The organism is Paenibacillus flagellatus (assembly GCF_003217775.1).
Lineage (GTDB): Bacteria > Bacillota > Bacilli > Paenibacillales > NBRC-103111 > Paenibacillus_AB > Paenibacillus_AB flagellatus.
Genome location: NZ_QJVJ01000004.1, coordinates 152,355 through 176,152, shown reverse-complemented (window position 1 = coordinate 176,152; position 23,798 = coordinate 152,355). Strand labels below are relative to the sequence as shown.

The window sequence follows — 23,798 nt, the reverse complement described above, 5'->3', positions numbered from 1 at the left end:
AGAGGTTCAGCGGTGCATACGTTCGTCCCGGTCATCGTGGCCTATTTACTCGGCTCGATCAGCTTCAGCTTTTTGTACGGCAAATGGTTCAAAGGAATCGACATCCGCAAGCACGGCAGCGGCAACGCCGGCGCCACCAATACGCTGCGCGTCATCGGCGTAGGGCCGGCGATCGCCGTCCTGCTGCTGGACGCGGCGAAGGGCGTCGCCGCCGTCTGGATCGGCAAATGGCTCGGAGCGGGAGCCGACGTCTCCTACATTCCGGCGTTGGCCGGACTTGCCGCCATCGCCGGCCACAATTGGCCGATTTTTTTCGGCTTCCGGGGAGGCAAGGGCATCGCGACGACGATCGGTGCGGCCGCGACCCTTTGCTTTCTGCCTACGCTGTTCGCGGGCATCGCGGCCATCGTCGTCATCGCCGCCACGCGGTACGTTTCGCTCGGCTCGCTCGTGCTGGCGGCACTGCTGCCGGTGCTCGCCTGGTGGATGAACGTGGAGGCGTCCGTCTTTTGGACGACGGTCGTGATCGGCGTTTTCGCGTTCGTACGCCATCGGACGAATATCGTGAAGCTGGTGAAAGGGAAAGAGAGCAAAATCGGACAAAAATCGGGCGCCGCGCCTGGCGGAAAGGAGAGGGCGGGATGAGCGCTCGAAAAGCGGCCGTACTCGTGGCCGGAAGCTGGGGCACGGCGCTCGCGTCGGTATTGGCCGACAACGAATTCGACGTCAACATATGGACGCGCAACGCCGCGCAGGCGGACGAAATCAACCGCGACCGGCGCAACCTGAAATATACGGACGACGCGGAGCTTTCGCCGCGCATTGCCGCAACCGTTTCCATGGAAGAGGCGCTGCGCGGGGCGGAAGCGGTGCTGTTCGTCGCCCCTTCGGCGGTCATGAGGGAGGTGGCGCGGCAAGCGGCGCCGTACTTGAGTCCCGAAAGCGTCGTCATCCATGCGACGAAAGGGTTCGAGCCCGAGACGATGAAGCGGATGAGCGTCGTCCTGGCCGAAGAGCTGACCGGCGTCGATCCCGCGAGCGTCGTCGTGCTGTCCGGTCCGAGCCATGCGGAGGAAGTGATCCGGCGCTGCCCGACGACCGTCGTCGTCGCCGCGGGCGAGCTGACGGCGGCCGAACGGGCGCAGGACGTCCTGATCAACTCGTACTTTCGCGTCTATACGAACCCCGACGCGATCGGCGTCGAGGTCGGCGGTGCGCTCAAAAACATTATCGCGCTCGGCGCGGGGCTGTCGGACGGCCTCGGCTTCGGCGACAACGCGAAGGCGGCGCTGCTCACGCGCGGGCTGGCGGAGATCGCCCGGCTCGGCGTCACGATGGGCGGCCACGCGCTGACGTTCGCCGGCTTGTCCGGCGTCGGCGACCTGGTCGTCACGTGCACGAGCCGGCACAGCCGGAATTGGCGGGCGGGCTACATGCTAGGCCAAGGCAAGCCGCTCGACGACGTGCTCCGGACGATGGGGATGGTCGTCGAAGGCGTGAAAACGACGAAGGCGGCCCACGCGCTGGCCCGTCAATACGAGGTGTCGATGCCGATCACGGACCAGCTGTACGAGGTGCTGTTCGCAGGCAAGGAGCCGCAGGTGGCCGTCGGCCATCTGATGGGCCGCGTCCGCACCCACGAAATCGAGGAGATCGCCGGAGCGTCCGGCGTGAAATGGACGTTTTGACGCCGCCGGCGCCTACACGTTCGCATGACCGGCCTCATACAATACGGTAAGTCAACGTATGAGGAGGTCAGGCATGAGCGGCAAGAACATTTCGAAAGACGTGTTGAACACGATCAAGAAAAAGTCCGGCAAAAACGTCTCCGAGAAAGATATCTATAAATTGGCCAGCGGCGTCAAACCGTCCACCGTCCAAAGCGAGGCGCAGCTTCGCCAGCTGATCAAGCAAGTATCCGGCATGGTGAACGTACCGGTGTCGGAATCGACGATCAACGAAATTATTAGCGCGGTCCAAAAAAGCGGGATGAACCCGAACAATATGGAATCGCTGATGAAGATGATGATGGGCAAAAAATGACGCGGCCGGCCGCCAAGAAGCGCGAATTTCCCGAGTAACGGGGATCGCGCTTTTTTTGGCGTGCGCGGAAGTCGATGCGAAGGCGGCGGAGTGGGGGAGAACGGCGATTCCCGGTGCGGAGCAATTCCCGTTCTCCGCCGCGTCCGAAACGTCCGGAATGTCCGTTTCGTCAAGTTGTCCGATTGTGGTCTTCTCCCTATAATGGGAACATATGTTCGAACTGTCGAGCATAAGGATCCCATAAAGGAGAGATGTCCATTGTTGAAAAAATTCGGATGGATCGGACTCGCGATCGTCGGCTTGCTGTTCTCGGGAGTAAGCGCCTTTGCGGAGCCGACATCGCCCGCGGCCGGACTGCTCCGGGGCAAGCCGGCTTCATCGCCGGCGGGGACGCACGCGCGGATGACCGACGGCAATTTGCAAACGTACGAGACGCTGGGCGCGGATACGGTCATATGGACGTTCAGCCGTCCCGTCGACGTGACCGGCTTCGTCTTCGTCGCCGACTCGCCCGACGCCCAGCTGTACCTGTTCGACGCGAACGGCGTCGGCGTAGCGGGAGCCGGAGCGTCGACGACGGCGCCGTCCGCTCCGTTCCCGATCGGAGTGTCGGGCGTGAAGTCGGTACGGGTGACGTCGGCCGTCCCGGGACAGCCGCTGCGCGTGTATGAGCTCGACGTATACGGCTCCGTCGCGCCGGTCGTCCCTTCGGCTCCGGCGGGCTTGACGGCGTCCGCTTCGGGTTTGGCGGTGGAGCTCGATTGGAACTCCGACCCGAACGCGATCGGCTACCGGGTCAAACGATCGACCTCGTATACCGGTCCGTATACGGTCATCGGCTCGGTATACGCGACGGAATATCGGGATACGGCCGTCGCAGGGGGGGTTCCGTATTACTACGTCGTATCGGCGTATAACGAATTCGGCGAAAGCGCCAATTCGGCCGTCGCCTCGGCCGTCCCCGTCCAAACGTCCCCGGCCGCTCCGGCCGGCTTGTCCGCCGTTCCCGGCGACGGACGAGTCGTCCTTCAGTGGGAGACGGTCACCGGCGCCGTCTACTACAACGTCAAACGCGCGAATGTGCCGGGCGGCGCTTACACGACTGTCGCCACGAGCGTCTACGGCTATTATACCGATCGGACGGCGACGAACGGCACGACGTACGCTTACGTCGTCACCGCCGTCAACGCGGCCGGCGAAAGCGGGCCGAGCGCTCCGGCGACGGCGATGCCCAACGCTCCCGTTCCCGACCGCGCCTTGCTGGCCGTTACATTGAGCGGCGGCGTAGTCAAGGAATACGACCTGCCGCTCGCCGAAGCGTACGGCTTCGCCGGCTGGTACGAGGCGCGGGCGAACGGAAGCGGGCCGGCCGTCTATCCGCTCGACCGTTACGGCAACAATCGGGGACCGTTCGCGGGACGAAAAGAGTATATCGCCTTCCCGGCGATCGTCTCGTTCGAAATCAACGCGTACGTGTCCGAATAAATCGAACGCGGGCTCTCCCTTCCGGCTGCCGGAAGAGGGGGCCCGTCGTTTTGCGGCGCCGTTTGCCGGATAAATGCTGCCACGGGAGGAAAAAGTAATCAAAACGATACCGTCATATGGGTGACGCGCGATGCGATTTTGGAAACGAACGACAAGCGAACGGCCGATTCGCGCAACCTGCGACCAAGCCGCCGCGGGCGGAGCCCGCCAGGGCGGCGGGACGTTAAGCGTCTCGCTGCAGGATAATATGGCCAGAATCCGGTCGGCGCTCGGCGACAGCACCGACTTGACGATGCGCGAGTTTCGGATCGGACCGTCAGGGAGCGCCCGGGCGGCTATCGCGTATACGGACGGCTTGGCCGATCACGCCATGATCAACCGGTTTATGGAATCGCTGCTGCTAAACGCCGGCAAACCGGCTCCCGAAGCGGGGGACGAGTCCTCCGAGAGCGCCATGGCATGGATGAGCCGGTTCGTCCCGATGCTCGGCAGCCCTATCCGGATTTCCGACTTCGGCGGGCTGTTCGCCAAGCTGTTGGCGGGGGACAGCGTCATTCTGGTGGACGGTTACGATTACGCGCTTGCCGTCGGGACGAAGGGCTGGGAGGACAGAGGGGTTCAGGAAGCGTCGGCCCAAACGGTCGTTCGCGGCCCCCGCGAATCGTTTACGGAGAACATCCGGACCAACACCGCCCTCATCCGCCGCAAAATCAACGATCCGAGACTATGGCTCGAGACGAGGCCGATCGGCGAGGCGACGAAAACGAGCGTGGCGATCATGTACATGAAAGGGATCGCGAACGACGACATCGTGGAGGAGGTCCGGCGCCGACTCGGCCGGATCGAGATCGACGGGATATTGGAAAGCGGCAATATCGAGGAGCTGATTCAGGACGAGACGATCACGCCGTTTCCGACCGTCTACAATACCGAAAGACCGGACGCCGTAGCGGCGAACCTGTTGGAGGGCCGAGTCGCCATTCTCGTCGACGGTACGCCGATCGTCCTTCTCGTGCCGGTCATCTTCACGCAATTTTTCCAGTCGCCGGAGGACTATTATCAACGGTCGGACTTCGGACTGCTGCGGATGCTGCGGGTCGTCTCGTTTTTCATAACGCTGCTTGCCCCTTCCTTGTTCATCGCGGTCACGACGTTTCATCAGGAAATGCTGCCGACGACGCTCATGATGAGCATCGCCGCGCAGCGGGAGCGGGTGCCGTTTCCGGCGGCCGTGGAAGCGTATATGATGGAATTTACGTTCGAGCTGCTGCGGGAGGCCGGTATCCGGATGCCGAGGGCGGTCGGTCCCGCCATCTCGATCGTAGGGGCGCTCGTCTTGGGCGAGGCGGCGGTGCAGGCCGGGTTCGTCTCGCCCGCGATGGTCATCGTGGTATCGATAACGGCGATCGCGAGCTTCGTTTTCCCTTCGTTTTCGATGTCGATTCCGGTGCGGATGCTGCGGTTCGTCCTGATGGCGCTTGCAGCCAGCTTCGGCTTGTACGGCATATTCATCGGCATGATGATCCTCGGCGCGCACTTGTGCAGCCTCCGCTCGTTCGGCGTGCCGTACATGTCGCCGCTCGCGCCGATGAACGCGGACGATCAGAAAGATACGATACTGCGATTGCCTCTATGGAGGATGAGCACCCGGCCGAACCGGATCGGCGGGGACAACGTCGTGCGGGAACGGACGCCGCCTCCCGAGCCGGATCCGCCGCAGCCGAACCGATCCAGAAAGACGGGTGATTGACGCATGCCGCCAAAACGGACAGCGCTGCTTCTTTCCATCTTGGCGCTGGCTCTCTTATCCGGCTGCTGGAGCCGCAAAGAGATCAACGAAATTCAGATCATCACCGGCGTAGGCATCGACAAAGTCGACGAAGTCTATCTCCTTACTTTGCAGGCGGCCAATGCCGGCGCGATATCGCCGATGGGCGGAGGCAGGCAGTCGGCGACCGTCAATACGTTCGAGATGCGGGCGGAATCGGTCATGAAAGCGATGCGCAAGCTGACGACCATCTCTCCCCGGGAAATGTACTTCTCGCACATTCGCGCGCTCGTGATCGGCGAATCGGTGGCCCGGGACGGGGTGCGCGACGTGCTGGACGTTTTTTTGCGGGATTATCAATTTCGCCCGGATTTTTACGTGCTGGTCACGAAGGAGGTCCGGGCGAACGAAGTGATGAACGTGCTGTCCCCGCTCGAGCCGATTCCGGCGAACAAGCTGTTCAAGACGCTGGAGACGGCTCAGCAATATTGGGCGCCGGCGATCGGCGTCCATCTGGATCATTTCGTCGACGACCTCATTCGAGAAGGCGTAGAGCCGGTCCTGCAGGGCGTCACGATATCCGGCGAACCGTCGAAAGGGAAAACGACGGACAACATCAAGATGACGCTGCCCGACACGTATTTGAAATTCGGCAAGCTGGGCGTATTCCGTAACGACCGGCTGGTCGGCTGGCTGAACGAGGAGGAAAGCGCGGGCTATAACTACATCGTGAACGACGTGGAGGGGACGGTATCCGTTCTTCCGTGCGAGAGCGGCGGACAAGTCGCGATCGAAACGATCCGCAGCAGGACGAAGTTGACGGGAAGCGTTGCCGGAGGCAAACCGGAAATGATCGTCGAGATATGGGCGGAAGGAAACGTAGGCGATGTGGAATGCCGGATCGACTTGTCGAAGACCCGGTCGATCTACGAGCTGGAACGGAAGGCGGAGCAGTCGATCAAGCATGCTGTGGATATGGCCGTGAAGGCGGCCCGCGACACATACAAGTCGGACATATTCGGCTTCGGCCAAACCCTTTATCGCGATCGTCCCAAGGAATGGAAAAAGATGAAGCCGAACTGGGAGAAGGTGTATCCGACCGTCTCCGTATCGACCAAGGTCGACGTCAAGCTGCGGAGGTCGGGGAAAATCGGCAAATCGTTCATTCAGGAAATGAAGTAGGAGGAGGCATTCGTCCATGTGGCCGCTACTAGCCATCTTGCTGATCGCCGCCGCGATCGCCGCGTTCGAGCTGCCGTCGCTTTGGAGGAACGAGCTGAAAAAGGATGCGGCGTTTTTCGCCTTCCTGCTTCTGTTCGGAACCGGGTTAAGCATGGCGCAGGCGATGCAGGCCGACATTCCGAATCCGCTCGACTGGATCGCCTACGTATACAAGCCGCTGAGCGATTGGATTTACGGGAGCATGAAGTAGCCGAACGAGGCGCGGTCCGTTCGCCGCAAACGATCCGGTCATCGAATCGATCCAAGAGGTCAGGTGTTGGAACAATGGGAATAACGCAAAGGATAAGCGCCCGACAATACGCGTTCGTCGTCTTTTTGTTCGTCGTCGGGGACGCGATGCTGTACGTGCCGTCATGGCTCGCAAGCGAGGCGAAGCAGGACGCCTGGCTCGGGGCGGTGCTGGGCTGGCCGGAAGCGCTGCTGCTCGCCTGGCTCTATATGGCACTGACGAAGCGGTACCCGGAGGCGACGTTGGTCCGCCTCTGCCGCAGCGTATTCGGCTCCTGGCTCGGGACGGCGGCCGGCGCGCTCTTCGTTTCTTATTTTTTTGTGGACACGGCGCTGATGACGATGGAGATCGGGGATTTTTTGACGACGCAGATCATCCCCCGCACGCCGATCGAATCGATCATCCTCTTGTTCCTCATCGCGATGGTCGTCGGAGTCCGATACGGCATCGAGACGATCGTCCGCTTATGCGAGCTGCTGCTGCCATGGTTTATCGTCCTGTTTGCGACGCTCCTCTTGTTCGTCTGGCCGCAGCTCGACGTCGCGAACATTCGTCCGGTCGCCGGGGAAGGCTTGCTTCCGATCTGGACCGGGAATATGAAATATTTCGGCGTGCTGATGGAAACCGTTATTTTGGTCAGCCTGCTTCCGTTCGTCGATCGCCGCGATCAAGCGGGCAAAGCGCTGTTGACGGGAATGCTGGCGGGCATCGCGGTGCTTGCTCTGCTGACGGCCTTCGCCGTGCTCGTCATCGGTCCCGCGCTCGCGGCGATGTACGCGTACCCGAGCTATGCGCTGGCGCAAAAAATAAGGGTCGGCCATTTCTTCGAACGGATCGAAGCCGTCATGGCGTTCGCCTGGTTCATTACCGTATACGTCAAGACGACCGTCGGCTTTTTCGCCACGGCCTACGGGCTGGCGGAGCTGCTGAAGCTGAAACAGTATCGGCCGATCGTCTGGCCGCTGGCGATGATCGTCTTCAATATGGCGATCGTGTTCGTCCCGAACCGGCAATATTTCGACGTGTTCGCGTCGCGCATGTGGACGCCCTATTCGATGACGTTCGGCTTGTTTCTGCCCTTGCTGCTCTTCGCCGCCGGCAAGCTCCGCCGCCGCCGCTAGCGTGCCGCCGCCCTATTCTATCGTCCGATTTCACAAACGGATACCGGAATGCTATAATCAGGGGCGATAGAACTAATCCATAGGGTGATGGAACTTGAGCAGCATGGATAAAATGTGGGCGTCGTTTATCGGAATGGGGCTGATGATTTTGGCTTCGTTCGTGATCACGTTCGCCCGAATCAAGACGAAGGGCGTCATACGCGGCGTACTGTCGGTCGTCGCGTTCGTCATTTTGCTGGTGTCCGTCGTATACATGCTAGTGTCGATACTATAGGTGACGGAGGGAACCGCGTTGATCGAATTGATTGGCCGAACGAAACGGGCGGCGGCGCAAGCCGAAACCGGATGGACGATTCTGGAGCTGGCGTTGAAGGCGGACGTCGATTGGGGATTCTCGTGCACGCGGGGGACATGCTCCCGCTGCCGCTGTCTCGTCAGCGAAGGGATGGAGCTGTTGAACGAACCGACCGATGCGGAGTTGGACGGGCTGGACGACGAGGAGCTGGCACAAGGGTACCGGCTCGGATGCCAAGCGAAGGTGATAGCCGATGGAACGATTGCCGTTCGCAACAAGCCTTACTTTTGAGCCGTTGACGGCTAACGTTCCCGTGCCGGTTACGCGGGCGCTGGCCGTCATGGGCGGGCTTCTCGCCGATTGCCCGGCCGTATGGCTCGTCGGAGGAAGCTGCGGCGCGCTGCTCCAGGGTGTCGCGCTCGACGCCGTGCCGCGCGATTTGGACGTGTACGTCGACGCTTCCGGCGCCAAGGACGCGCATGCGCGGCTTCAGTCCTTTTCCTTGGACGAGCAGGCGTACAGCAAGACGGGCATGTACGGCTCCCTGCTCAGCCACTATGAGATCGAAGGCGTGCAGGTCGAGCTCGTCGGAAGCTTGAGCGTGCGCGTAAAGCAGTCCGAATACGAGGTGCGCGTCGTAGACGTTCTGTCCCGCTTTGCGAGATCGGGTTCGATCGGCGGCGTGCCGGTCCGCTTCATGCCGCTCGCCCATGAGCTGCTGTTCAACGTGCTCCGGGACCGGCCGGACCGGTATGAGCCGATCGCGGCGGCGATGCGAACGGATATGAGCCTTCATCGGCCTTCGCTGCTCGCGCTGCTGGCGAGCAATCGGATCGGACCGGACGCCGTCTCGAAGCTGCGGGAGCTGCTGCCGCTGCCGGACGAACGGGAGGAGACGACGGATGAGCGTTGACATTCGTTTTTTGCCCGACGACAAAACCGTTCGGGTCAAGCCGGGCATGACGGTGCTGGACGCGTCGCGCAAAGCGCGTGTCCATATCCGCACGCGCTGCGGCGGGAACGCTTCGTGTCTCATGTGCAAAGTGACGGTGGAGGACGACGGGGCGGGGCTGTCCGCTCCCGGGGACAACGAGGTGCGGAAGCTCGGCAGCATGATCGACGAGCGGGTCCGGTTGGCGTGCCAGGCGAGAGCGATCGGGAGCTGCGTCGTTTCCGTGCCCGAAGATCCGCTCAAGGCGGCGGTGCGCGCCCAATTGGCGAAGCAGCGGGAAGACGATTGGCTGTAGCGTCTGACAGCTGCGCAGGAACGGAAGGAGGACGAATCGATTGACCACCCATCGAAGCCGGGTCCGCAGACGGGCGCTCGGGCGAATCGCGGGCGCGATCGCCTTGACGGCGCTTCTTCCGGTTATGGCCGGCTGCATGTATCCGAAGGAAATGCGCAAAGAAAACCAGATCACCGCAAAAGAGAGCATCTTGCTCGTGCAAAACGCGGTCGATCAATATAAAGAAAAAAACGGCGTTCTCCCGATCAAAAACTCGGAGATGTCGACGCCGGTTTACGAGAAGTACGTGCTCGACTTGAAGAAGCTGACGCAGGGACCGTATCTCGGGCAAATGCCCGGAATCGCCTTCGAGAACGGCGGCTCGTCCATGTTCGTGCTCGTTCACGCCGAGACGAAGCCCGAGGTGAAGCTGCTCGACGTGGCCGCCTATCAGAAAACGGGCGATATCCAGAAATGGGTCGACGAGTACAAATCGTCCCGCGGCGGCGACATTCCGAAAGGCGAACCTGCGGGCACCAACGTGTACCGGCTCGATTTCGCCAAGCTCGGCAAAAAGCTGGAGCAGCAGGAGAGTCCCTATTCGCGCCAATATTTGGGCTTCCTCGTGGACCGCAACGGTACGGTGGCGATCGACTATGCGCCCGAAATTATGCAAGCGATGGAGCGCAAAGGGATGAAGTCGGCCGACGCCCAAACCGATTTGCGCGAGCTGCTCGTCGAAAGCGCGCCGTACGTCCCCGTCAAGTCGTTCCCGTATTATTGGATCGACAACGAGCCGAAAGCTACGGCCCCATGACGCGATTGCCCGTCCGTCGGCCGGTCCGCCGGAAAGCGATGCCGCGCCGGTTACTGCCGTTCGCGGTACTGCTTGGGCGATATGCCGAATCGGGAGCGGAACACGCGGTGAAAGTACGTATAGCTGCCGAAGCCGGTCGATTCGGCGATCTTCTCCAAGTTCGTCATCGTAAATTTGATGCGGTCGCACGCGATGGACAGACGCACTTCCAGGGCGTACTGCATAATCGTCTGATTGCAGGCGGACTTGAACAGCGCCACGGCCCTCGGCACGCTGATGCCCGCATGCTTGGCCACATCCTCGAGCCGGAAAGGGGAGGCGGCGTTTTCCATGATGAACTGCTTCATCCGGTGAACGAGCGGCGGCGTGGATCGGCCGCGCTCCTGCAGCTCCCCGATCGTCCTTCCGATCGACAGACAGAAGACGCGCAGCAAGTAGTCCGATATCGCCGCATCTTTCTCCTTCATTCTCCGCTGTTCCTGCACGATTTCCTTGAAGATCGAGAGGACGCTTTCGCCAAGCGGTATGTTGATCTTCGTCGGCTTGGGCGAACAGTCCCACCATTCGTCGAGCCACGCCCCCCTGCACGACATATAATAGTTTCCGCTGATCAACGCTTTTCCCAGCGGCTGCTCCGGCGTCCGCTCGAACCGGATAAACGCCGTGTCCCCCGGCCGGTACAGCAGCAGATCTCCCGGATGAACCGCGACGATTTCCCCATTGACGTACGCCTGGCATTGCCCCTCCACCTGCAGTCGAAAATAGTAGTAGTTCAGCTTCCTTCTCGACGTTTCGAAAGGCTTGTAATGGTGCGCGTAGTCCGCATGAAGAACATCCGCCTGCGGCACGCGGTCGGCTTCCGGCGCCATTCGATCCCTCCCGGCAATATAATCAGATCGTTCATCTTGACAGCACATCGTTCATACCCAGTATAGAGCAATTTTGCTACGATAACGAGTGAACGCGTTCAATCTTTTGTAAGCGGTTACGTGAATCGAACGATTCGAGGAGAAGGAGCGATGCATGTATGTGGACGATCGGCAAAAGGCCCCCGCGATCGGCGTTGATCGCCATCGCCGCCATGCTGCTGACCGGTACGGGTGCCGCGATCGGGCCGAAGCCCGTTCAAGCCGCGTCCGTCATCACGATCGAATCCCCGGCGAACGGGACGACCGTGACGGGCGGAACGGTCACGATATCCGGCACGTACGCCGGCTTGTACGACGTCAAGCTCGTCATCGACGGGTTAAGGCAGGCGGACGTCGTGACGAACGACCCGGACGGCGACCGGACGGGCACTTGGACGTACGAGCTGAATACGGCTCAGTACGGCGGGGAAGGGGAGGTCGTGCTGCGGGCGAAAGGGTCGGATACGGCGACGCGCTCGGGCGTCTGGTCGGATCCGGTCACGCTTCGCGTCGATCATGCCCCTTCCCGCAAGCCGCGCGTGACGGTGACGAGCCCGGCGGACGGCGCCGCCGTCAGCGGCGTCGTGCCCGTACGGGTGGCGATCGACAGCCCGAATCCGATGAGCGCCGTACAAGTCCGGATCGGCGGAGGGCCGTGGCAGACGGCGTCATGGAACGGCACGGAGTACGAAACGCCGTGGAACAGCGCCGGGCTCGGCGACAAGACGGTCGCCATCGAAGCGAAGGCGACCGACACGTTCGGCAATACCGGACTCAGCATGACGACGTATGCGAAGACGGGGAACGGCACGAGCGAGCCGGTCGTCGTCCCGCGCCAAGACCGGGCGATGTGGATATGGGAGCCGGCCGCGTACAATTTGTATTTGAACCCCGGTTCGAGAACGGTATTGGACGCCTTCGCGAAAGATACGGCCACGTTCGGCTCGGAGCCGGTAACGACGCTTTACATCGCCGTGGGCGGATACGACGGGATCGACATTTTGGAGGACAAGCCCGACAAGGCACGGGATTTCCTCACCTGGGCGCATGCGAACGGCTACCAGGTGCATGCGCTGATCGCGGGAGGCACGTCTCCGCCGTACTTGGGGGCGTACGCGCGCTATCACGACAGGGCGACGCGCGAAGTGGAGAAAATCATCAACTTCAATCTTTCTTCGGCGCCCGAGGCCGGTTTCGATGGGGTAAACGTCGATATCGAGCCGTACATTTCGCCCGATTTCAAGAGCCCCGACCAATTTTTGCAAAAAGAGTACTTGGACGGCTTGAGCAAACTGATGCAAAGACGGAACGTATCCGGCACGAGACTCGCCATCGGTCCCGCGATCCCGAGATGGTACGACACCTCGCCTACGACGAGCGCCGTCGATTGGAACGGCGCGGTGAAGCCGCTGTCCGAGCATGTTCAAGATATTAGCGATTATATCTCGATCATGGACTACCGGGACGCCGCCGACGGCTCGAACGGCATTATCGCCAGCGCCCAAGGCGAAATCGATTATGCGGCGTCGATCGGCAAGCCGAACTCGGTCGTCGTCGGCGTCGAGACGCTCGACGTTGCCAACACGGCCGACCCGTACACCGTCACGTTCCGGCAAAAAGGACGAACGGAGATGGAGCGGGAGCTGGATAAAGTGTATGCGGCGTTCGGAGGCAGCCCGTCGTTCGGCGGCGTTGCCGTTCATCATTACGATTCGTACCGGGCGCTTCCTTCTTATTGGGGACCGGAAGCGACGCTGTGGAGCCCGCCGCCGGATGCGGTGCCGCCGTCGGCGGTCAGCCGCGCCCCGGTCGCGTCGGCGATCGATTATCAGCAAATCTCGATCCGGTTCGGCATGGCGTCCGACAATACGGAAGTGGACCGGTACAACATTTATCGCAGCACGACGAGCGGCTTCGCGCCGAGTCCGTCCAATCTGGCCGGCACGACGAGAAGCGTGTCGTTCCTCGACACGGGACTTCTCGCCGACACGACGTACTATTATAAGGTCGCCGCGGTCGACGTGCGGGGCAACGTCGGTCCCGCTTCGGCCGAAGCATCGGCCCGAACGGGGACGACTTCACTCACGCCGATCGTCGTGAACGGCATGAAAGTCGCTTACAACGGAACCGGTGCGACCGTTACGCTGAAGGTGGCCGACTACGCGACGGGTCAAGCCGTTCCGTCCGCGACCGTCGGCGGCCGGTTCACCTATTCCGGCGGCAAGTTCGTCACGGTCGCGACGAACCCGGACGGCGTGGCGACGGCCAGCTCGGAACCGATCGCCGCAGGGCGGCAGGTCGGGTTCATGCCGCGAAGCATCGATGCGCCGGGGCATTACTGGGCGAAGGCGTACGACCGGCCGCCGGCCGCCACCGTGTACCCGGACGAAGGTGCCGGCTTGACGGGGCTCGCCCTTAACGTCGGAACCTGGAATCAGCCTTTCGTCCGTCATGCGACGACGTACACCGTCCAGGCCGGCCATGCCGACGAGGCCGTAACGGTGACGCCGACGGCAGCCTCGCCCGTCGCCGCGATTACGGTGAACGGTTCGCCGGTCGCGAGCGGCTCCGCTTCCGCCGCCATACCGCTCGCGGTCGGCAGCAATCCCGTCGTCGTCGAGGTGACGGAGCGCGACGGCGCCGTGACCGTCTATACGGTTACGGTCATCCGCGCCGAGCCGGCGGTCAACGTGTTCCCGATGACGGAGGACGCGCACGTGTTCGAGACGCGTCCGACCGAGCGGTTCGGGGCCGCGCCGCTGCTTGAGGTCGCCGACATTCCCGGCTCGCTCGGCGGAGGGGATCGGATCGCCTTTATGAAGGCCGATTTCGGAAGCTTCGCGGGTTCTGCGGTGAACGAGGCGAAATTGGTGTTTTACGTGGACGAGGCGCTGATGAAGCCCGTTACGTTGGCGGTGGACGGGTATGCCCAAGCGAGCTGGAGCGAGTCGACGATCGATTGGAACAACCGGCCGAAAGCGGGCTCGGTACCGTTAGGCACGGTCACCGTTTCATCCGCCGGATGGTACGCCGTCGATGTGACCGGGTTCGTGCGATCCCGGATGGACGGAGACCGTAAAGCGACGTTCCGGCTGACCGATCCGGGCACGAAGAATACGGTCGTCCGACTTCGCGCCAAAGAATACGCCGATGCCGGGTTCCGCCCGTACTTGATCGTCAATCCGTCGCAAAACCCGCAATTGCAAAGCTTGGCGGTGGGCGAGGCTTCGATCGAGCCCGCCTTCTCGCCGGACGTCTCCGATTATCGGGCGAGCGTGACGCACGACGTCTACGCGGTCCGCATCACGCCGACGGCGGCGGAGCCGTTCGTCAAGCTGACCGTCAACGGGGTCGAGACGGAAAGCGGCCGGCCGTCGGCTCCCGTACCGCTGCAGGTGGGCGACAATCCGATCGAGGTGCGGAGCGTCGCCCAGAACGGCCAAGCGAAATCCTACACCGTCACGGTTAGACGGACGGCCGACTCCCGCTTGAGCGGGCTCGCGCTTAGCGACGGGACGCTTGCGCCTTCCTTTTCCCCGGAGCGGACCGCGTATACGGTCGACGTATTCGCCGGCGTGCCGAAAATCCGGGTAAGCCCGATCGCCGCGGACGGCCAAGCGACGGTGACGGTGAACGGCGAGCCGGTCGCGAGCGGGCAATCGTCGCGGGACATCAAGCTCGCGATCGGAGCCAATCCGATCGAAGTCGTCGTCACGGCGACGGACGGTACGTCGACCGCGTACGCGATTACGGTCCATCGCGTGCCACCGGGGCGAAAATAACGTCGATTCCGACGGAATAGGCAAGAGCCGTATCTTCATTCGTATTGAAAGGCGCTTCCCCCGGGAAGCGTCTTTTTCGCGTCCTTTCGAAGCCGCCCGAATATGTGCGCCGCGGGCGACATATATTGGTCTGTGGGGTGGCGGAAGCGACGGATTGGTAGATCGATAGATTGCGAGTCCGGATTCGATTTCAAAATTCGAAAAAGCTCTGTCATAATCCGAATCCTAGTACATATATTTTTACTAGTCCAAAGCATGTACGAGTATCGTCGCACTGCGAGTGAAGTCTGCGGCCGGCGCCGTCAACAATCCGATTGCGACATCTGCTTCGTTCATCATCCTGTTGGGAGGGGATCTCATTGGAGAAAGTGGATATCTTTAAGGACATCGCGGAACGCACGGGGGGAGACATCTACCTGGGAGTCGTCGGCGCGGTCCGGACGGGGAAATCTACGTTTATCAAACGGTTCATGGAAACGCTGGTGCTGCCGAACATCCAAAACGAAGCCGAACGGGTCCGGGCCACCGACGAGCTGCCGCAAAGCGCCGCCGGGCGGACCATCATGACGACGGAGCCGAAGTTCGTGCCGAACAACGCCGTGCGGCTGAACGTCGCGGAAGGGCTGAACGTCAACGTTCGCGTCGTCGATTGCGTCGGGTACGCGGTGCAAGGGGCGAAAGGGTACGAAGACGAGAACGGTCCGCGCATGATTACGACGCCGTGGTTCGACGAGCCGATTCCGTTCCAGGAAGCGGCCGAGATCGGCACGCGCAAAGTGATTCAAGAGCATTCGACGCTCGGGGTGGTCGTGACGACCGACGGCTCGATCGCGGAAATTCCGCGCTCCTCCTACGTGGAAGCGGAAGAGCGGGTCATCAACGAGCTGAAGGAAGTCGGCAAGCCGTTCATCTTGATCGTCAACTCGATCAAGCCGACGGCGCCGGAAACGATCGAGCTCCGCAACGAGCTGGCCGCCAAATACGATATCCCGGTCATGGCGACGAGCGTCGCCTCGATGACGGAAGACGATATTTTGCAAGTGATGCGCGAAGTGCTGTACGAGTTCCCGGTTCACGAAGTGAACGTCAACCTGCCGAGCTGGGTCATGGTGCTGGACGAAAGCCACTGGCTCCGGTCGCACTTCGAAAATTCCGTCCGCAACACGGTGAAGGACATTCGCCGTCTGCGCGACGTCGATCGCGTCGTCGGCGCGTTCGACAGCTACGAATTTATCGAGCGGGCCGCACTCGCCGGCATGGACATGGGCCAGGGCGTCGCCGAGATCGACCTGTACGCGCCGGATGAGCTGTACGATAAAATATTGATGGAAGTGGTCGGCGTCGAAATTCGCGGCAAAGACCATCTGCTCCAGCTCATGCAGGAATTTACGCATGCGAAACGCGAATACGACCGGTTCGCCGAATCGCTCGAGATGGTCAAGACGACCGGCTACGGCATCGCGCCTCCGAGTCTCGAGGACATGTCGCTCGACGAGCCCGAGCTGATCCGCCAAGGCTCCCGCTTCGGCGTCCGGCTGAAGGCGACCGCGCCTTCGATCCATATGATCCGCGTCGACGTCGAGTCGGAGTTCGCTCCGATCATCGGCACGGAGAAGCAAAGCGAGGAGCTCGTCCGCTACTTGATGCAGGACTTCGAGGAAAACCCGCTAAAGATATGGGAGTCGGACATTTTTGGCCGCTCGCTGCACTCGATCGTACGCGAGGGAATTCAAGGCAAGCTCGCCATGATGCCGGACAACGCGCGCTACAAGCTGCAGGAAACGCTCGGCCGCATTATCAACGAAGGGTCGGGCGGCTTGATCGCGATCATTTTGTAACGTGGGTTCGGCGGCGGATCGGCCGCTATCGGAAAGCACCTCGCAGGAGGTGCTTTTTCGTCTGCGGACGGGCGACCGGTCGCCCGCGCGGCGGAAGGATGACGATTTCCCGCTTCCGGCAACATTTTGCGCGCCGGGCATGTATATTTTCCCGCGAAACGGTGAACACAGAGAATAACGGCAAACGCTCGTGGGGGGAGGTGAATGGCATGAATAAATCGGAGTTGATCGCCAAAGTGGCGGAGACGACCGACTTGTCCAAAAAGGACATTACGAAAACGGTAGACGCCGTCTTCGACGCGATTACGGAAGCGCTGCAAAGCGGCGACAAAGTGCAGCTTGTCGGATTCGGTAACTTTGAAGTTCGTGAACGTTCCGCTCGCAAAGGACGCAATCCGCAGACGGGCGAAGAAATCGACATCCCGGCCAGCAAGGTGCCCGCGTTCAAGCCGGGCAAGCAGCTGCGCGACGTATGCGCGCAATAACGGGTTCCGCCGTCCTTTAACCGGATATATGTACCGCTTTCTCCGAAGTGCCTGTCCGATCGCGCAGGCACTTTTTATTTTGCCGGATGGTGCACGGCCAAATCGGGGTCCGTGTGCCGGCGGCGTATCGAGGCGGATATGGGGGGGCTCGCGGGAGCGAAAACGGTAAGTTTCTGCTCAGCGCGAAGCTCCCAGCGCGGTGTTCGACGTCACAGGACGGTGGTCAGCCACATGTGGAAGAGATGACGCGGGTTCGCGGGGGGCGAGTGTGTCTCTCTATCGGGAAATGTTCGGGCAGTTTGATCGGCTTGGAGAGGATGTACAGCCCGACCTGACACTTCAATTGGAAAACATCCAGCAGATTGCAAGGATGGGGCGACAAAGAATGCCCCGATTGGATTTCATCCAATAGATCGGCTATGTCTAGCGCCGAATCGTCCGTTCCAGGCATTATCTGTTGGACGGAATCCAATAGAAAGCCCGAAAGGCTTCCTCAAGGATGATTCTGCTGGATAATATCCAATCGGAAGGGGCGGAGAGGGAGCCGCTTTTGATGCTAACAAGTTGATTTCCGCGAGAGAGTGCCGTTGGAACGCCCGAAAAAGCCCGAGCGCCGCCGGATCGCACTGCTGCACCGGCGCCTCATGGGGAATCCTGGGCGCCGCCGCCCTGCGACCCCCCGGTGCCCCCCCTATCTCATCTAAATGAGCGCCTCCCACGAACGCGTACCTTCCGCCAACTCGTAGTGCCGGACGCCCCGTCCGCCGGCAACGGGATTCAAGAGCCCTTTAGCCGTCAAGCCGCGGAGCCATTTACGCGCGGTGCGAAAGTTGATCTCCAGCCGGTCCCTCACGTCTTTTGGCCGTATCGCCCGGCCCAAGCTCCAAGCCAAACGAAGCACCTCCTTTTCCGCAATGTCGGCCGCCCGAACGGCAGGACCGCGCATCAGACAGGGACCTAGCGCCAGCTGGAGCAGCATGCGGCATACTTCGGGGCGCTGCTGCACGTCGTCGAACGAGAAATGGAGCATGTTCCAGCCCATTCCCGTCAAGAACGTGTCCCGATTCAGCGAGTAGCTGAATTTGTCGCGATCCATTTCCTTTACATGGCTCTGAAAGCCGTCGATCTCGAGACCGAACCGGCCGTAAGCGGGGAGGAACGCGAAGTCGAGAAACTGCGACTTGCGGTTCCAGTCGTATATTTCGTACTCGGGATGAAGGTGGTCCAGCGTGCCGAACAAGGGCCACCAGACATTGCGGAGAAACAGCGTTTCGGCAAATGAATGCCCGCGGAGCAGCCGGCCTTTACGTTCGCCGGTACGCTTCGACAGATGACGATCGACAAAGGCGGCATGCGCTTGTTCGAAATCCATAACGGACCCACTCCTCGCCATAAAACTAAAAAACGTCCTTACCCCTAGGCGGGAGAAGGACGTTCTTCGTCATATCCGGATTATAACACGCGCCGACCCGGGGCGTCTAATTCTACTTGGAATTTAGAGAAGCGAGGGGCATTGCTAGAACTTTCCTTTTCCACCAACACCTCCGCCACCTTCACCACACCTTCAACGCACCACGCTTCACCGCGCCGCGCCTTCGGCACCCAAATGCGGCTGCGCGAACAAGCGGGAGAGGACGATCGTCACCGCGCCGATCGCCGTCGCCCGGTCGCCGAGCCGGGACGTCTCGATGGTCAGGTGGCGCACCGACGATTCCAGCGCCCGCGCCCGAACCGTCTCCGCGAGCGGCTCGGTCAGAAGCGGGCCCGCCTGCGCGACGCCTCCGCCCAAAATGATTTTTTGCGGGTTGATCGTATGGATCATGTTCGTCAAGCCGATGCCGAGCAGCCTTCCCGCCTTGCGGAACGCCTCGAGCGCCAGCTCGTCGCCGGCGAGCGCCGCCTCGTAAACGCGCTCTCCGGTAATCGCCCCCAGGCTGCCGGCTTCACCCGGCTCAAGCGAGCTGCGCCGGCCGAGCGCGATTTCGTTCTGCACCCATTCGGCGATCGCCGGTCCGGACACGAGCGTCTGCAGGCAGCCGTAATTGCCGCAGCTGCAGCGGGGGCCGTTCAGATCGACGGTCGTATGCCCGAGCTCGCCGGCCGAGTAGCTGCTTCCGCGGAAGAGGGTCCGGTTCAGCACGATGCCCGCGCCGACCCCGACACCGATATTGACGCAGATGAAGTGGTCCGTCTCCCGACCGCCGCCGAACCATTGCTCTCCGAGCGCCATGGCGACGACGTCGTTCTCCACGTAGACGGGGAGGCTGAACGCCTCCTCGAGCGAATCCCGAATCGGCAGCTGCCGCAAGTGCAAGTTCGGGGCGAAGACGGAGACGCCCTCCTCCGGATTGACGAGGCCGTGCATGCCGACGCCGATGCCGACGACGGGACGATCCGGCCCGGCTTCCCCGATCCGTTCGGCGACCGCCCGCTTCAGCTCGTCCAGGAACGTCTCCGCGTCCGGACGGGGAGGGAGGGGGCGGCGGGATTCGCCGATGACGTTCGCGTCCAGATCGGTCAGCATCGTCTTGATCGCGCCGACGCCGACGTCGACGCCGACGATCGAGAACGCCTGCGCGTTCAGCTTGAGCAGGATCGGCTTCCGCCCGCCGCTCGACGCCCCGATTTCGCTCTCGACGACGAATTTCTCCTCGATCAGCTCGTTCACGATATTGGTCACCGTCGGCGGCGTCAAAGCGGTCCGTTTGGCGATCTCCGCACGGGAAATCGGTCCGGCGCTGCGGATCGTCGTCAGCACGAGCGAGCGGTTCAACGATTTCATCAATTGAAAGCTGCCGATCAGCGGCTTCGTCATCGGGTTTCCGTCCTTCGTCTCAATTTCGTATCTTTATTAGAATATCTAATTAAGGGTCCGAACGCAATCGAAACCAGCCGATTGCATGCGGCACATATAAACATGCGAAATTATAGTTGTGTTTGCGAATCGGAAAGAGTAAGATAAAATCAAACGACTTTATTAAAATAATTAACAAAGTATCGGCCGAATACGGCCAGGAGGATGCAGCATGGCAGAATTGCGCTTCAACCCTTTGCTACGCGACTGGGTCATGGTCGCCTCGAACCGGCAAAACCGCCCGCATATGCCGAAAGGCTACTGCCCGTTTTGCCCCGGCTCCGGCAAAGTGCCGGACGAATACGACGTTCATCTGTACGAGAACGATTTTCCCGCGCTGAGCCCGAATCCGCCCGAGCCCGATCCGGTCGAGACGTCGCTATACAAGGCGGAGAAATCGTTCGGCAAATGCGAGGTCGTTCTTTACTCGCCGGATCACGAAAAGACGCTGCCGGAGCTGTCGGTCGATCACATCGGCAAAGTGATCGACCTATGGACGGAACGGTTTGCCGAGCTGGAGAAAGACCCGCACCATCAATACGTCATGATTTTCGAAAACCGCGGCGAGGAATGCGGCGTGACGATGCCCCACCCGCACGGGCAAATTTACGCGTACTCGCAAATGCCGCTCAAAATCAAAACCGAGCTGGAAAGCTGCCGCATCCACCATGCGGAGAACGGCACATGCCTGCTGTGCGACATGAACCGGAATGAAGTCGAATTCGCGAAGCGGATCGTCATCGAGAACGAACATTTTCTTTGCTACTTGCCGTATTTCACCGACTTCCCGTACGGCGTCTTCATCGTCAGCAAACGCCATCTGACCGCGATTACCGACTTCACCGAAGCGGAGAAACGGTCGCTCGCCGAAATGTTGAAAGATACGACGGGGGCGATGGACCAATTGTTCGACCGGCTGTTCCCGTACATGATGGTCATCCATCAGCGCCCGGTCAACGGAGACGACGTCGAGCCGTTTTACCATTTCCATATCGAGTTTTATCCGCCGCTGCGCGATAAAGACAAAATCAAATGGTACGCCTCCTCGGAGATGGGCGCCTGGGCGGCGGCCAATCCGATGGCGGTCGAGGAGACGGCGCCGAAAATGCGCGAAGCGTACGAGCGCTTTTTGCGAAAGGAAGGGAGATTGCAATGACGGCACTAACGGTGGACTTAACCCGATTGAAGCGGCAATTCGCCGAGAAGTTCGGAAGCGCCGAGGGGGTGCGCGTCTTTTTCGCCCCGGGCCGGGTCAATCTGATCGGCGAGCATACGGATTACAACGGGGGCTACGTGTTCCCGGCGGCGCTGACGTTCGGCACGTACGCGCTGATCAAGCCGCGCACGGACGGACAATACCGATTCCGCTCGCTTCAATTCGAGGCGGAAGCCGATACGCCGGCGGCGGACGTATCGTACCGCAAAGAGGACGATTGGGCCAATTATCCGAAAGGCGTCCTGTCGGAGCTGCTGAAGCTGGACGGCGGCTCGTACGCGAGCCGCTACCGGGGCGCCGACGTGCTTTACTACGGCAACGTTCCGAACGGAGCGGGCTTGTCATCGTCGGCCTCGATCGAGCTGGCTACGGCGCTCGCCTTCACATCCGTCGCCGGCGTGGAGCTGCCGACGCTCGAGCTCGTCAAGCTGTCGCAGCGCGCGGAGAACCGGTTCGTCGGCGTCAATTGCGGCATCATGGATCAATTCGCCGTCGGGATGGGCAAGAAGGACCACGCGGTCATGCTGAAATGCGACACGCTCGACTACCAGTACGTCCCGTTCCGCATCGAGGGCTGCAAGCTCGTCATCACGAACACGAACAAGCGGCGGGGACTCGCCGATTCGAAATACAATGAGCGTAGACAACAGTGCGAGGACGGGCTACAATTGTTGAAGGAAAAAATCCCCTCGCTCGCAAGCTTGGGAGAGCTGTCGCTCGAGCAGTGGGAGGCGGCGAAGGACGCCGTCGCCGATCCGGTCATCCGCAGCCGGGTCGAGCACGTCGTGACGGAGGACGACCGCGTCTTGAAGGCTCGCGCCAGTCTGGAGCGGGGCGACCTCGTCACGTTCGGCGAGCTGATGAAAGCGTCCCACGAGTCGCTGCGCGATCTGTACGAAGTGACCGGATTCGAGCTCGATACGCTGTTCGAGGAGGCGAGCGCGATCGACGGCTGCATCGGCACCCGGATGACCGGGGCCGGGTTCGGCGGCTGCAGCGTGAGCGTCGTCCGCGACGAGGCGGTCGAGTCGTTCCAGCGTCTCGTGGCCGAGCGCTATACGGCGAAGACGGGACTCGTGCCGTCGTTTTACGTATGCGAGATCGGCGACGGGGCGAAAGAGCTGGACGTATAACACAATAGAAGGAGGAAAGCGGGCATGGCTATTCTAGTAACCGGCGGAGCCGGCTATATCGGCAGCCACACGGTCGCCGAGCTGTTGGCGCAAGGGGAGCGGGTCGTCGTCGTCGACAATTTGAGAACGGGGCACCGCTCGGCGGTTTCGCCCGACGCCCGCTTTTACGAGGGGGATATTCGCGACGGCGCCTTTCTGAACGGCGTTTTCCGCGACAACGAGATCGAAGCGGTCATCCATTTCGCGGCAAGCTCCCTGGTCGGCGAAAGCGTTCAGCAGCCGCTGGACTACTATGACAACAACTTGTTCGGCACCCATTCGCTCGTGCGGGCGATGACGGCGAACGGCGTCGACAAAATCGTCTTCTCCTCGACCGCGGCCACGTACGGCGAGCCGGAAAGCGTGCCGATTTTGGAAACGGCTCCGACTCGTCCGGAAAGCCCGTACGGCGAAACGAAGCTCGCGATGGAAAATATGTTCCGCTGGTGCGAACGCGCCTACGGCTTGAAGTTCGTCTCGCTGCGATACTTCAACGCGTGCGGCGCGCATCCGGACGGCTCGATCGGCGAAGACCACAAGCCGGAAAGCCATCTTATTCCGATCATTTTGCAAGTCCCGCTCGGTCAGCGCGAGCACATCGGCATCTACGGCGACGACTACCCGACCGAGGACGGCACGTGTATCCGGGACTATATCCACGTCATGGACTTGGCCAACGCGCATTGGCTGGCGCTGAAGCACCTGCGTGCGGGCGGCGCCAGCGACATATTCAATTTGGGCAACGGCACGGGCTTCTCCGTGAAGCAGGTGATCGATTTGGCCCGCGGCGTAACGGGTCATCCGATTCCGGCGGCCGTGTCCCCGCGCCGTGCCGGAGACCCCGCCGTCCTCATCGCTTCGTCGGAGAAGGCGCGCGCCGTGCTCGGTTGGCAGCCGCGATATGACGACTTGTCGACGATTATCGAGACGGCATGGCAATGGCACAGCCGTCACCCGAACGGGTACGGCGACTGACGGCGCGGGAGCGGCGGGGCGGGCTGCGCATCGGTTTCGCCCCGCGTCCGCCTCGTTCGCTCCCGTCCTAAATATTTCCGGGATGCGTCTCAAACACTTGCAAGGGGGACGCGCGCGTGTTATTATAAAGTTCGCCGAGAAAAAGCGGGCAGGCGGAGGAGCGTAATCCGCGCCGGACAACCGTTTGCTCGTGCCGGACAGCATTTCATTGCCGTCGCATATCGGGGTATAGCGCAGCCTGGTAGCGCGCACCCTTGGGGTGGGTGAGGTCGCAGGTTCAAATCCTGTTACTCCGATTTCATATCGTCAAGGCGAAGCCGCTTGCTCGACGCAGATTTACTG

22 protein-coding genes and 1 tRNA gene are annotated in these 23,798 nt (G+C 61.3%); 20 read left to right on the top strand and 3 right to left on the bottom strand.

Annotation, left to right across the window (positions count from 1 at the left end; all coding sequences use genetic code 11):
- Positions 1 to 12 precede the first annotated feature (12 nt).
- From plsY to DLM86_RS10355, 13 genes are all read left to right on the top strand, one after another.
- A complete protein-coding gene (gene plsY / locus DLM86_RS10415) occupies positions 13 to 645 on the top strand; it encodes a glycerol-3-phosphate 1-O-acyltransferase PlsY (RefSeq protein ID WP_110839947.1) in 633 nt (210 codons plus the stop codon).
- Positions 642 to 1,688, top strand: a complete 1,047-nt coding sequence (locus tag DLM86_RS10410) for an NAD(P)H-dependent glycerol-3-phosphate dehydrogenase (RefSeq protein ID WP_110839946.1) — start codon at positions 642 to 644, stop codon at positions 1,686 to 1,688. The genes plsY and DLM86_RS10410 overlap by 4 nt, the downstream gene beginning before the upstream one ends.
- Positions 1,689 to 1,761: 73 nt before the next feature.
- Complete coding sequence (locus tag DLM86_RS10405) at positions 1,762 to 2,043, top strand: stage VI sporulation protein F (protein ID WP_110839945.1); 282 nt, start codon at positions 1,762 to 1,764, stop codon at positions 2,041 to 2,043.
- A gap of 261 nt (positions 2,044 to 2,304) precedes the next feature.
- Entirely contained in the window at positions 2,305 to 3,528 is a 1,224-nt protein-coding gene (locus DLM86_RS10400) for a fibronectin type III domain-containing protein (RefSeq protein ID WP_146250192.1), read from the top strand.
- A 130-nt stretch (positions 3,529 to 3,658) separates the two neighbouring features.
- Positions 3,659 to 5,278 carry a spore germination protein gene (locus DLM86_RS10395; protein ID WP_110839943.1) on the top strand — a complete coding sequence of 540 codons (1,620 nt, stop codon included), beginning with the start codon at positions 3,659 to 3,661 and terminating at the stop codon, positions 5,276 to 5,278.
- Between the two features lie 3 nt (positions 5,279 to 5,281).
- On the top strand, positions 5,282 to 6,478 hold the full coding sequence (locus DLM86_RS10390) for a Ger(x)C family spore germination protein (protein ID WP_110839942.1): 1,197 nt from the start codon (positions 5,282 to 5,284) through the stop codon (positions 6,476 to 6,478).
- A 16-nt stretch (positions 6,479 to 6,494) separates the two neighbouring features.
- Entirely contained in the window at positions 6,495 to 6,728 is a 234-nt protein-coding gene (locus DLM86_RS10385; RefSeq protein WP_110839941.1) for a hypothetical protein, read from the top strand.
- Positions 6,729 to 6,802: 74 nt separating this feature from the next.
- Complete coding sequence (locus DLM86_RS10380; RefSeq protein ID WP_110839940.1) at positions 6,803 to 7,888, top strand: GerAB/ArcD/ProY family transporter; 1,086 nt, start codon at positions 6,803 to 6,805, stop codon at positions 7,886 to 7,888.
- A 103-nt stretch (positions 7,889 to 7,991) separates the two neighbouring features.
- Positions 7,992 to 8,162, top strand: coding sequence for a DUF2768 family protein (locus DLM86_RS10375; protein ID WP_342773077.1), 171 nt, complete (start codon positions 7,992 to 7,994; stop codon positions 8,160 to 8,162).
- Between the two features lie 18 nt (positions 8,163 to 8,180).
- Positions 8,181 to 8,474 (top strand): 2Fe-2S iron-sulfur cluster-binding protein, encoded by a 294-nt coding sequence (locus DLM86_RS10370; RefSeq protein WP_110839938.1) that lies wholly within the window; start codon positions 8,181 to 8,183, stop codon positions 8,472 to 8,474.
- Entirely contained in the window at positions 8,437 to 9,096 is a 660-nt protein-coding gene (locus DLM86_RS10365; RefSeq protein ID WP_146250191.1) for a hypothetical protein, read from the top strand. The genes DLM86_RS10370 and DLM86_RS10365 overlap by 38 nt, the downstream gene beginning before the upstream one ends.
- The gene (locus DLM86_RS10360; protein ID WP_110839936.1) at positions 9,086 to 9,430 is read left to right on the top strand and encodes a 2Fe-2S iron-sulfur cluster-binding protein; all 345 of its coding nucleotides are present in this window, start codon (positions 9,086 to 9,088) and stop codon (positions 9,428 to 9,430) included. The genes DLM86_RS10365 and DLM86_RS10360 overlap by 11 nt, the downstream gene beginning before the upstream one ends.
- A gap of 40 nt (positions 9,431 to 9,470) precedes the next feature.
- A complete protein-coding gene (locus DLM86_RS10355; RefSeq protein WP_245954497.1) occupies positions 9,471 to 10,226 on the top strand; it encodes a DUF3939 domain-containing protein in 756 nt (251 codons plus the stop codon).
- 50 nt (positions 10,227 to 10,276) lie between these two features.
- On the opposite strand, the gene DLM86_RS10350 is transcribed toward DLM86_RS10355, so the two are convergent.
- The gene (locus DLM86_RS10350; RefSeq protein WP_158289419.1) at positions 10,277 to 11,095 is read right to left on the bottom strand and encodes an AraC family transcriptional regulator; all 819 of its coding nucleotides are present in this window, start codon (positions 11,093 to 11,095) and stop codon (positions 10,277 to 10,279) included.
- 158 nt (positions 11,096 to 11,253) lie between these two features.
- Between DLM86_RS10350 and DLM86_RS10345 the strand changes: the two genes are divergently transcribed.
- From DLM86_RS10345 to DLM86_RS10335, 3 genes are all read left to right on the top strand, one after another.
- Positions 11,254 to 14,916, top strand: a complete 3,663-nt coding sequence (locus tag DLM86_RS10345) for a cadherin-like beta sandwich domain-containing protein (RefSeq protein WP_110839934.1) — start codon at positions 11,254 to 11,256, stop codon at positions 14,914 to 14,916.
- 359 nt (positions 14,917 to 15,275) lie between these two features.
- Positions 15,276 to 16,754 carry a stage IV sporulation protein A gene (spoIVA, locus tag DLM86_RS10340; RefSeq protein ID WP_110839933.1) on the top strand — a complete coding sequence of 493 codons (1,479 nt, stop codon included), beginning with the start codon at positions 15,276 to 15,278 and terminating at the stop codon, positions 16,752 to 16,754.
- 209 nt (positions 16,755 to 16,963) lie between these two features.
- The gene (locus DLM86_RS10335) at positions 16,964 to 17,239 is read left to right on the top strand and encodes an HU family DNA-binding protein (protein WP_110839932.1); all 276 of its coding nucleotides are present in this window, start codon (positions 16,964 to 16,966) and stop codon (positions 17,237 to 17,239) included.
- A gap of 700 nt (positions 17,240 to 17,939) precedes the next feature.
- On the opposite strand, the gene DLM86_RS10330 is transcribed toward DLM86_RS10335, so the two are convergent.
- The gene (locus DLM86_RS10330) at positions 17,940 to 18,611 is read right to left on the bottom strand and encodes a hypothetical protein (protein ID WP_110839931.1); all 672 of its coding nucleotides are present in this window, start codon (positions 18,609 to 18,611) and stop codon (positions 17,940 to 17,942) included.
- Positions 18,612 to 18,818: 207 nt separating this feature from the next.
- A complete protein-coding gene (locus DLM86_RS10325) occupies positions 18,819 to 20,054 on the bottom strand; it encodes an ROK family transcriptional regulator (RefSeq protein ID WP_110839930.1) in 1,236 nt (411 codons plus the stop codon).
- A 211-nt stretch (positions 20,055 to 20,265) separates the two neighbouring features.
- Between DLM86_RS10325 and galT the strand changes: the two genes are divergently transcribed.
- The 4 genes from galT (at position 20,266) to DLM86_RS10305 (ending at position 23,752) form a co-directional block, all read left to right on the top strand.
- A complete protein-coding gene (gene galT / locus DLM86_RS10320; protein WP_110839929.1) occupies positions 20,266 to 21,249 on the top strand; it encodes a galactose-1-phosphate uridylyltransferase in 984 nt (327 codons plus the stop codon).
- Complete coding sequence (locus DLM86_RS10315) at positions 21,246 to 22,442, top strand: galactokinase (RefSeq protein WP_110839928.1); 1,197 nt, start codon at positions 21,246 to 21,248, stop codon at positions 22,440 to 22,442. Before galT ends, DLM86_RS10315 begins: the two co-directional genes overlap by 4 nt.
- Before the next feature lie 24 nt (positions 22,443 to 22,466).
- Positions 22,467 to 23,456, top strand: coding sequence for a UDP-glucose 4-epimerase GalE (gene galE / locus DLM86_RS10310; protein ID WP_110839927.1), 990 nt, complete (start codon positions 22,467 to 22,469; stop codon positions 23,454 to 23,456).
- A gap of 222 nt (positions 23,457 to 23,678) precedes the next feature.
- Positions 23,679 to 23,752, top strand: a tRNA-Pro gene (locus DLM86_RS10305).
- The last annotated feature ends 46 nt before the right edge of the window (positions 23,753 to 23,798 follow it).

Excerpts from the sequence above, each read along its gene's own strand:
- DLM86_RS10365 (WP_146250191.1), top strand. The coding sequence starts at position 8,437 with ATGGAACGATTGCCGTTCGCAACAAGCCTTACTTTTGAGCCGTTGACG.
- DLM86_RS10345 (WP_110839934.1), top strand. The coding sequence starts at position 11,254 with ATGTGGACGATCGGCAAAAGGCCCCCGCGATCGGCGTTGATCGCCATC.
- DLM86_RS10335 (WP_110839932.1), top strand. The coding sequence starts at position 16,964 with ATGAATAAATCGGAGTTGATCGCCAAAGTGGCGGAGACGACCGACTTG.
- DLM86_RS10380 (WP_110839940.1), top strand. The coding sequence starts at position 6,803 with ATGGGAATAACGCAAAGGATAAGCGCCCGACAATACGCGTTCGTCGTC.
- DLM86_RS10410 (WP_110839946.1), top strand. The coding sequence starts at position 642 with ATGAGCGCTCGAAAAGCGGCCGTACTCGTGGCCGGAAGCTGGGGCACG.
- DLM86_RS10315 (WP_110839928.1), top strand. The coding sequence starts at position 21,246 with ATGACGGCACTAACGGTGGACTTAACCCGATTGAAGCGGCAATTCGCC.
- DLM86_RS10360 (WP_110839936.1), top strand. The coding sequence starts at position 9,086 with ATGAGCGTTGACATTCGTTTTTTGCCCGACGACAAAACCGTTCGGGTC.
- DLM86_RS10385 (WP_110839941.1), top strand. The coding sequence starts at position 6,495 with ATGTGGCCGCTACTAGCCATCTTGCTGATCGCCGCCGCGATCGCCGCG.
- DLM86_RS10375 (WP_342773077.1), top strand. The coding sequence starts at position 7,992 with ATGGATAAAATGTGGGCGTCGTTTATCGGAATGGGGCTGATGATTTTG.
- DLM86_RS10390 (WP_110839942.1), top strand. The coding sequence starts at position 5,282 with ATGCCGCCAAAACGGACAGCGCTGCTTCTTTCCATCTTGGCGCTGGCT.
- DLM86_RS10350 (WP_158289419.1), bottom strand. The coding sequence starts at position 11,095 with ATGGCGCCGGAAGCCGACCGCGTGCCGCAGGCGGATGTTCTTCATGCG.
- galT (WP_110839929.1), top strand. The coding sequence starts at position 20,266 with ATGGCAGAATTGCGCTTCAACCCTTTGCTACGCGACTGGGTCATGGTC.
- DLM86_RS10330 (WP_110839931.1), bottom strand. The coding sequence starts at position 18,611 with ATGGATTTCGAACAAGCGCATGCCGCCTTTGTCGATCGTCATCTGTCG.
- DLM86_RS10325 (WP_110839930.1), bottom strand. The coding sequence starts at position 20,054 with ATGACGAAGCCGCTGATCGGCAGCTTTCAATTGATGAAATCGTTGAAC.
- DLM86_RS10405 (WP_110839945.1), top strand. The coding sequence starts at position 1,762 with ATGAGCGGCAAGAACATTTCGAAAGACGTGTTGAACACGATCAAGAAA.
- galE (WP_110839927.1), top strand. The coding sequence starts at position 22,467 with ATGGCTATTCTAGTAACCGGCGGAGCCGGCTATATCGGCAGCCACACG.
- DLM86_RS10395 (WP_110839943.1), top strand. The coding sequence starts at position 3,659 with ATGCGATTTTGGAAACGAACGACAAGCGAACGGCCGATTCGCGCAACC.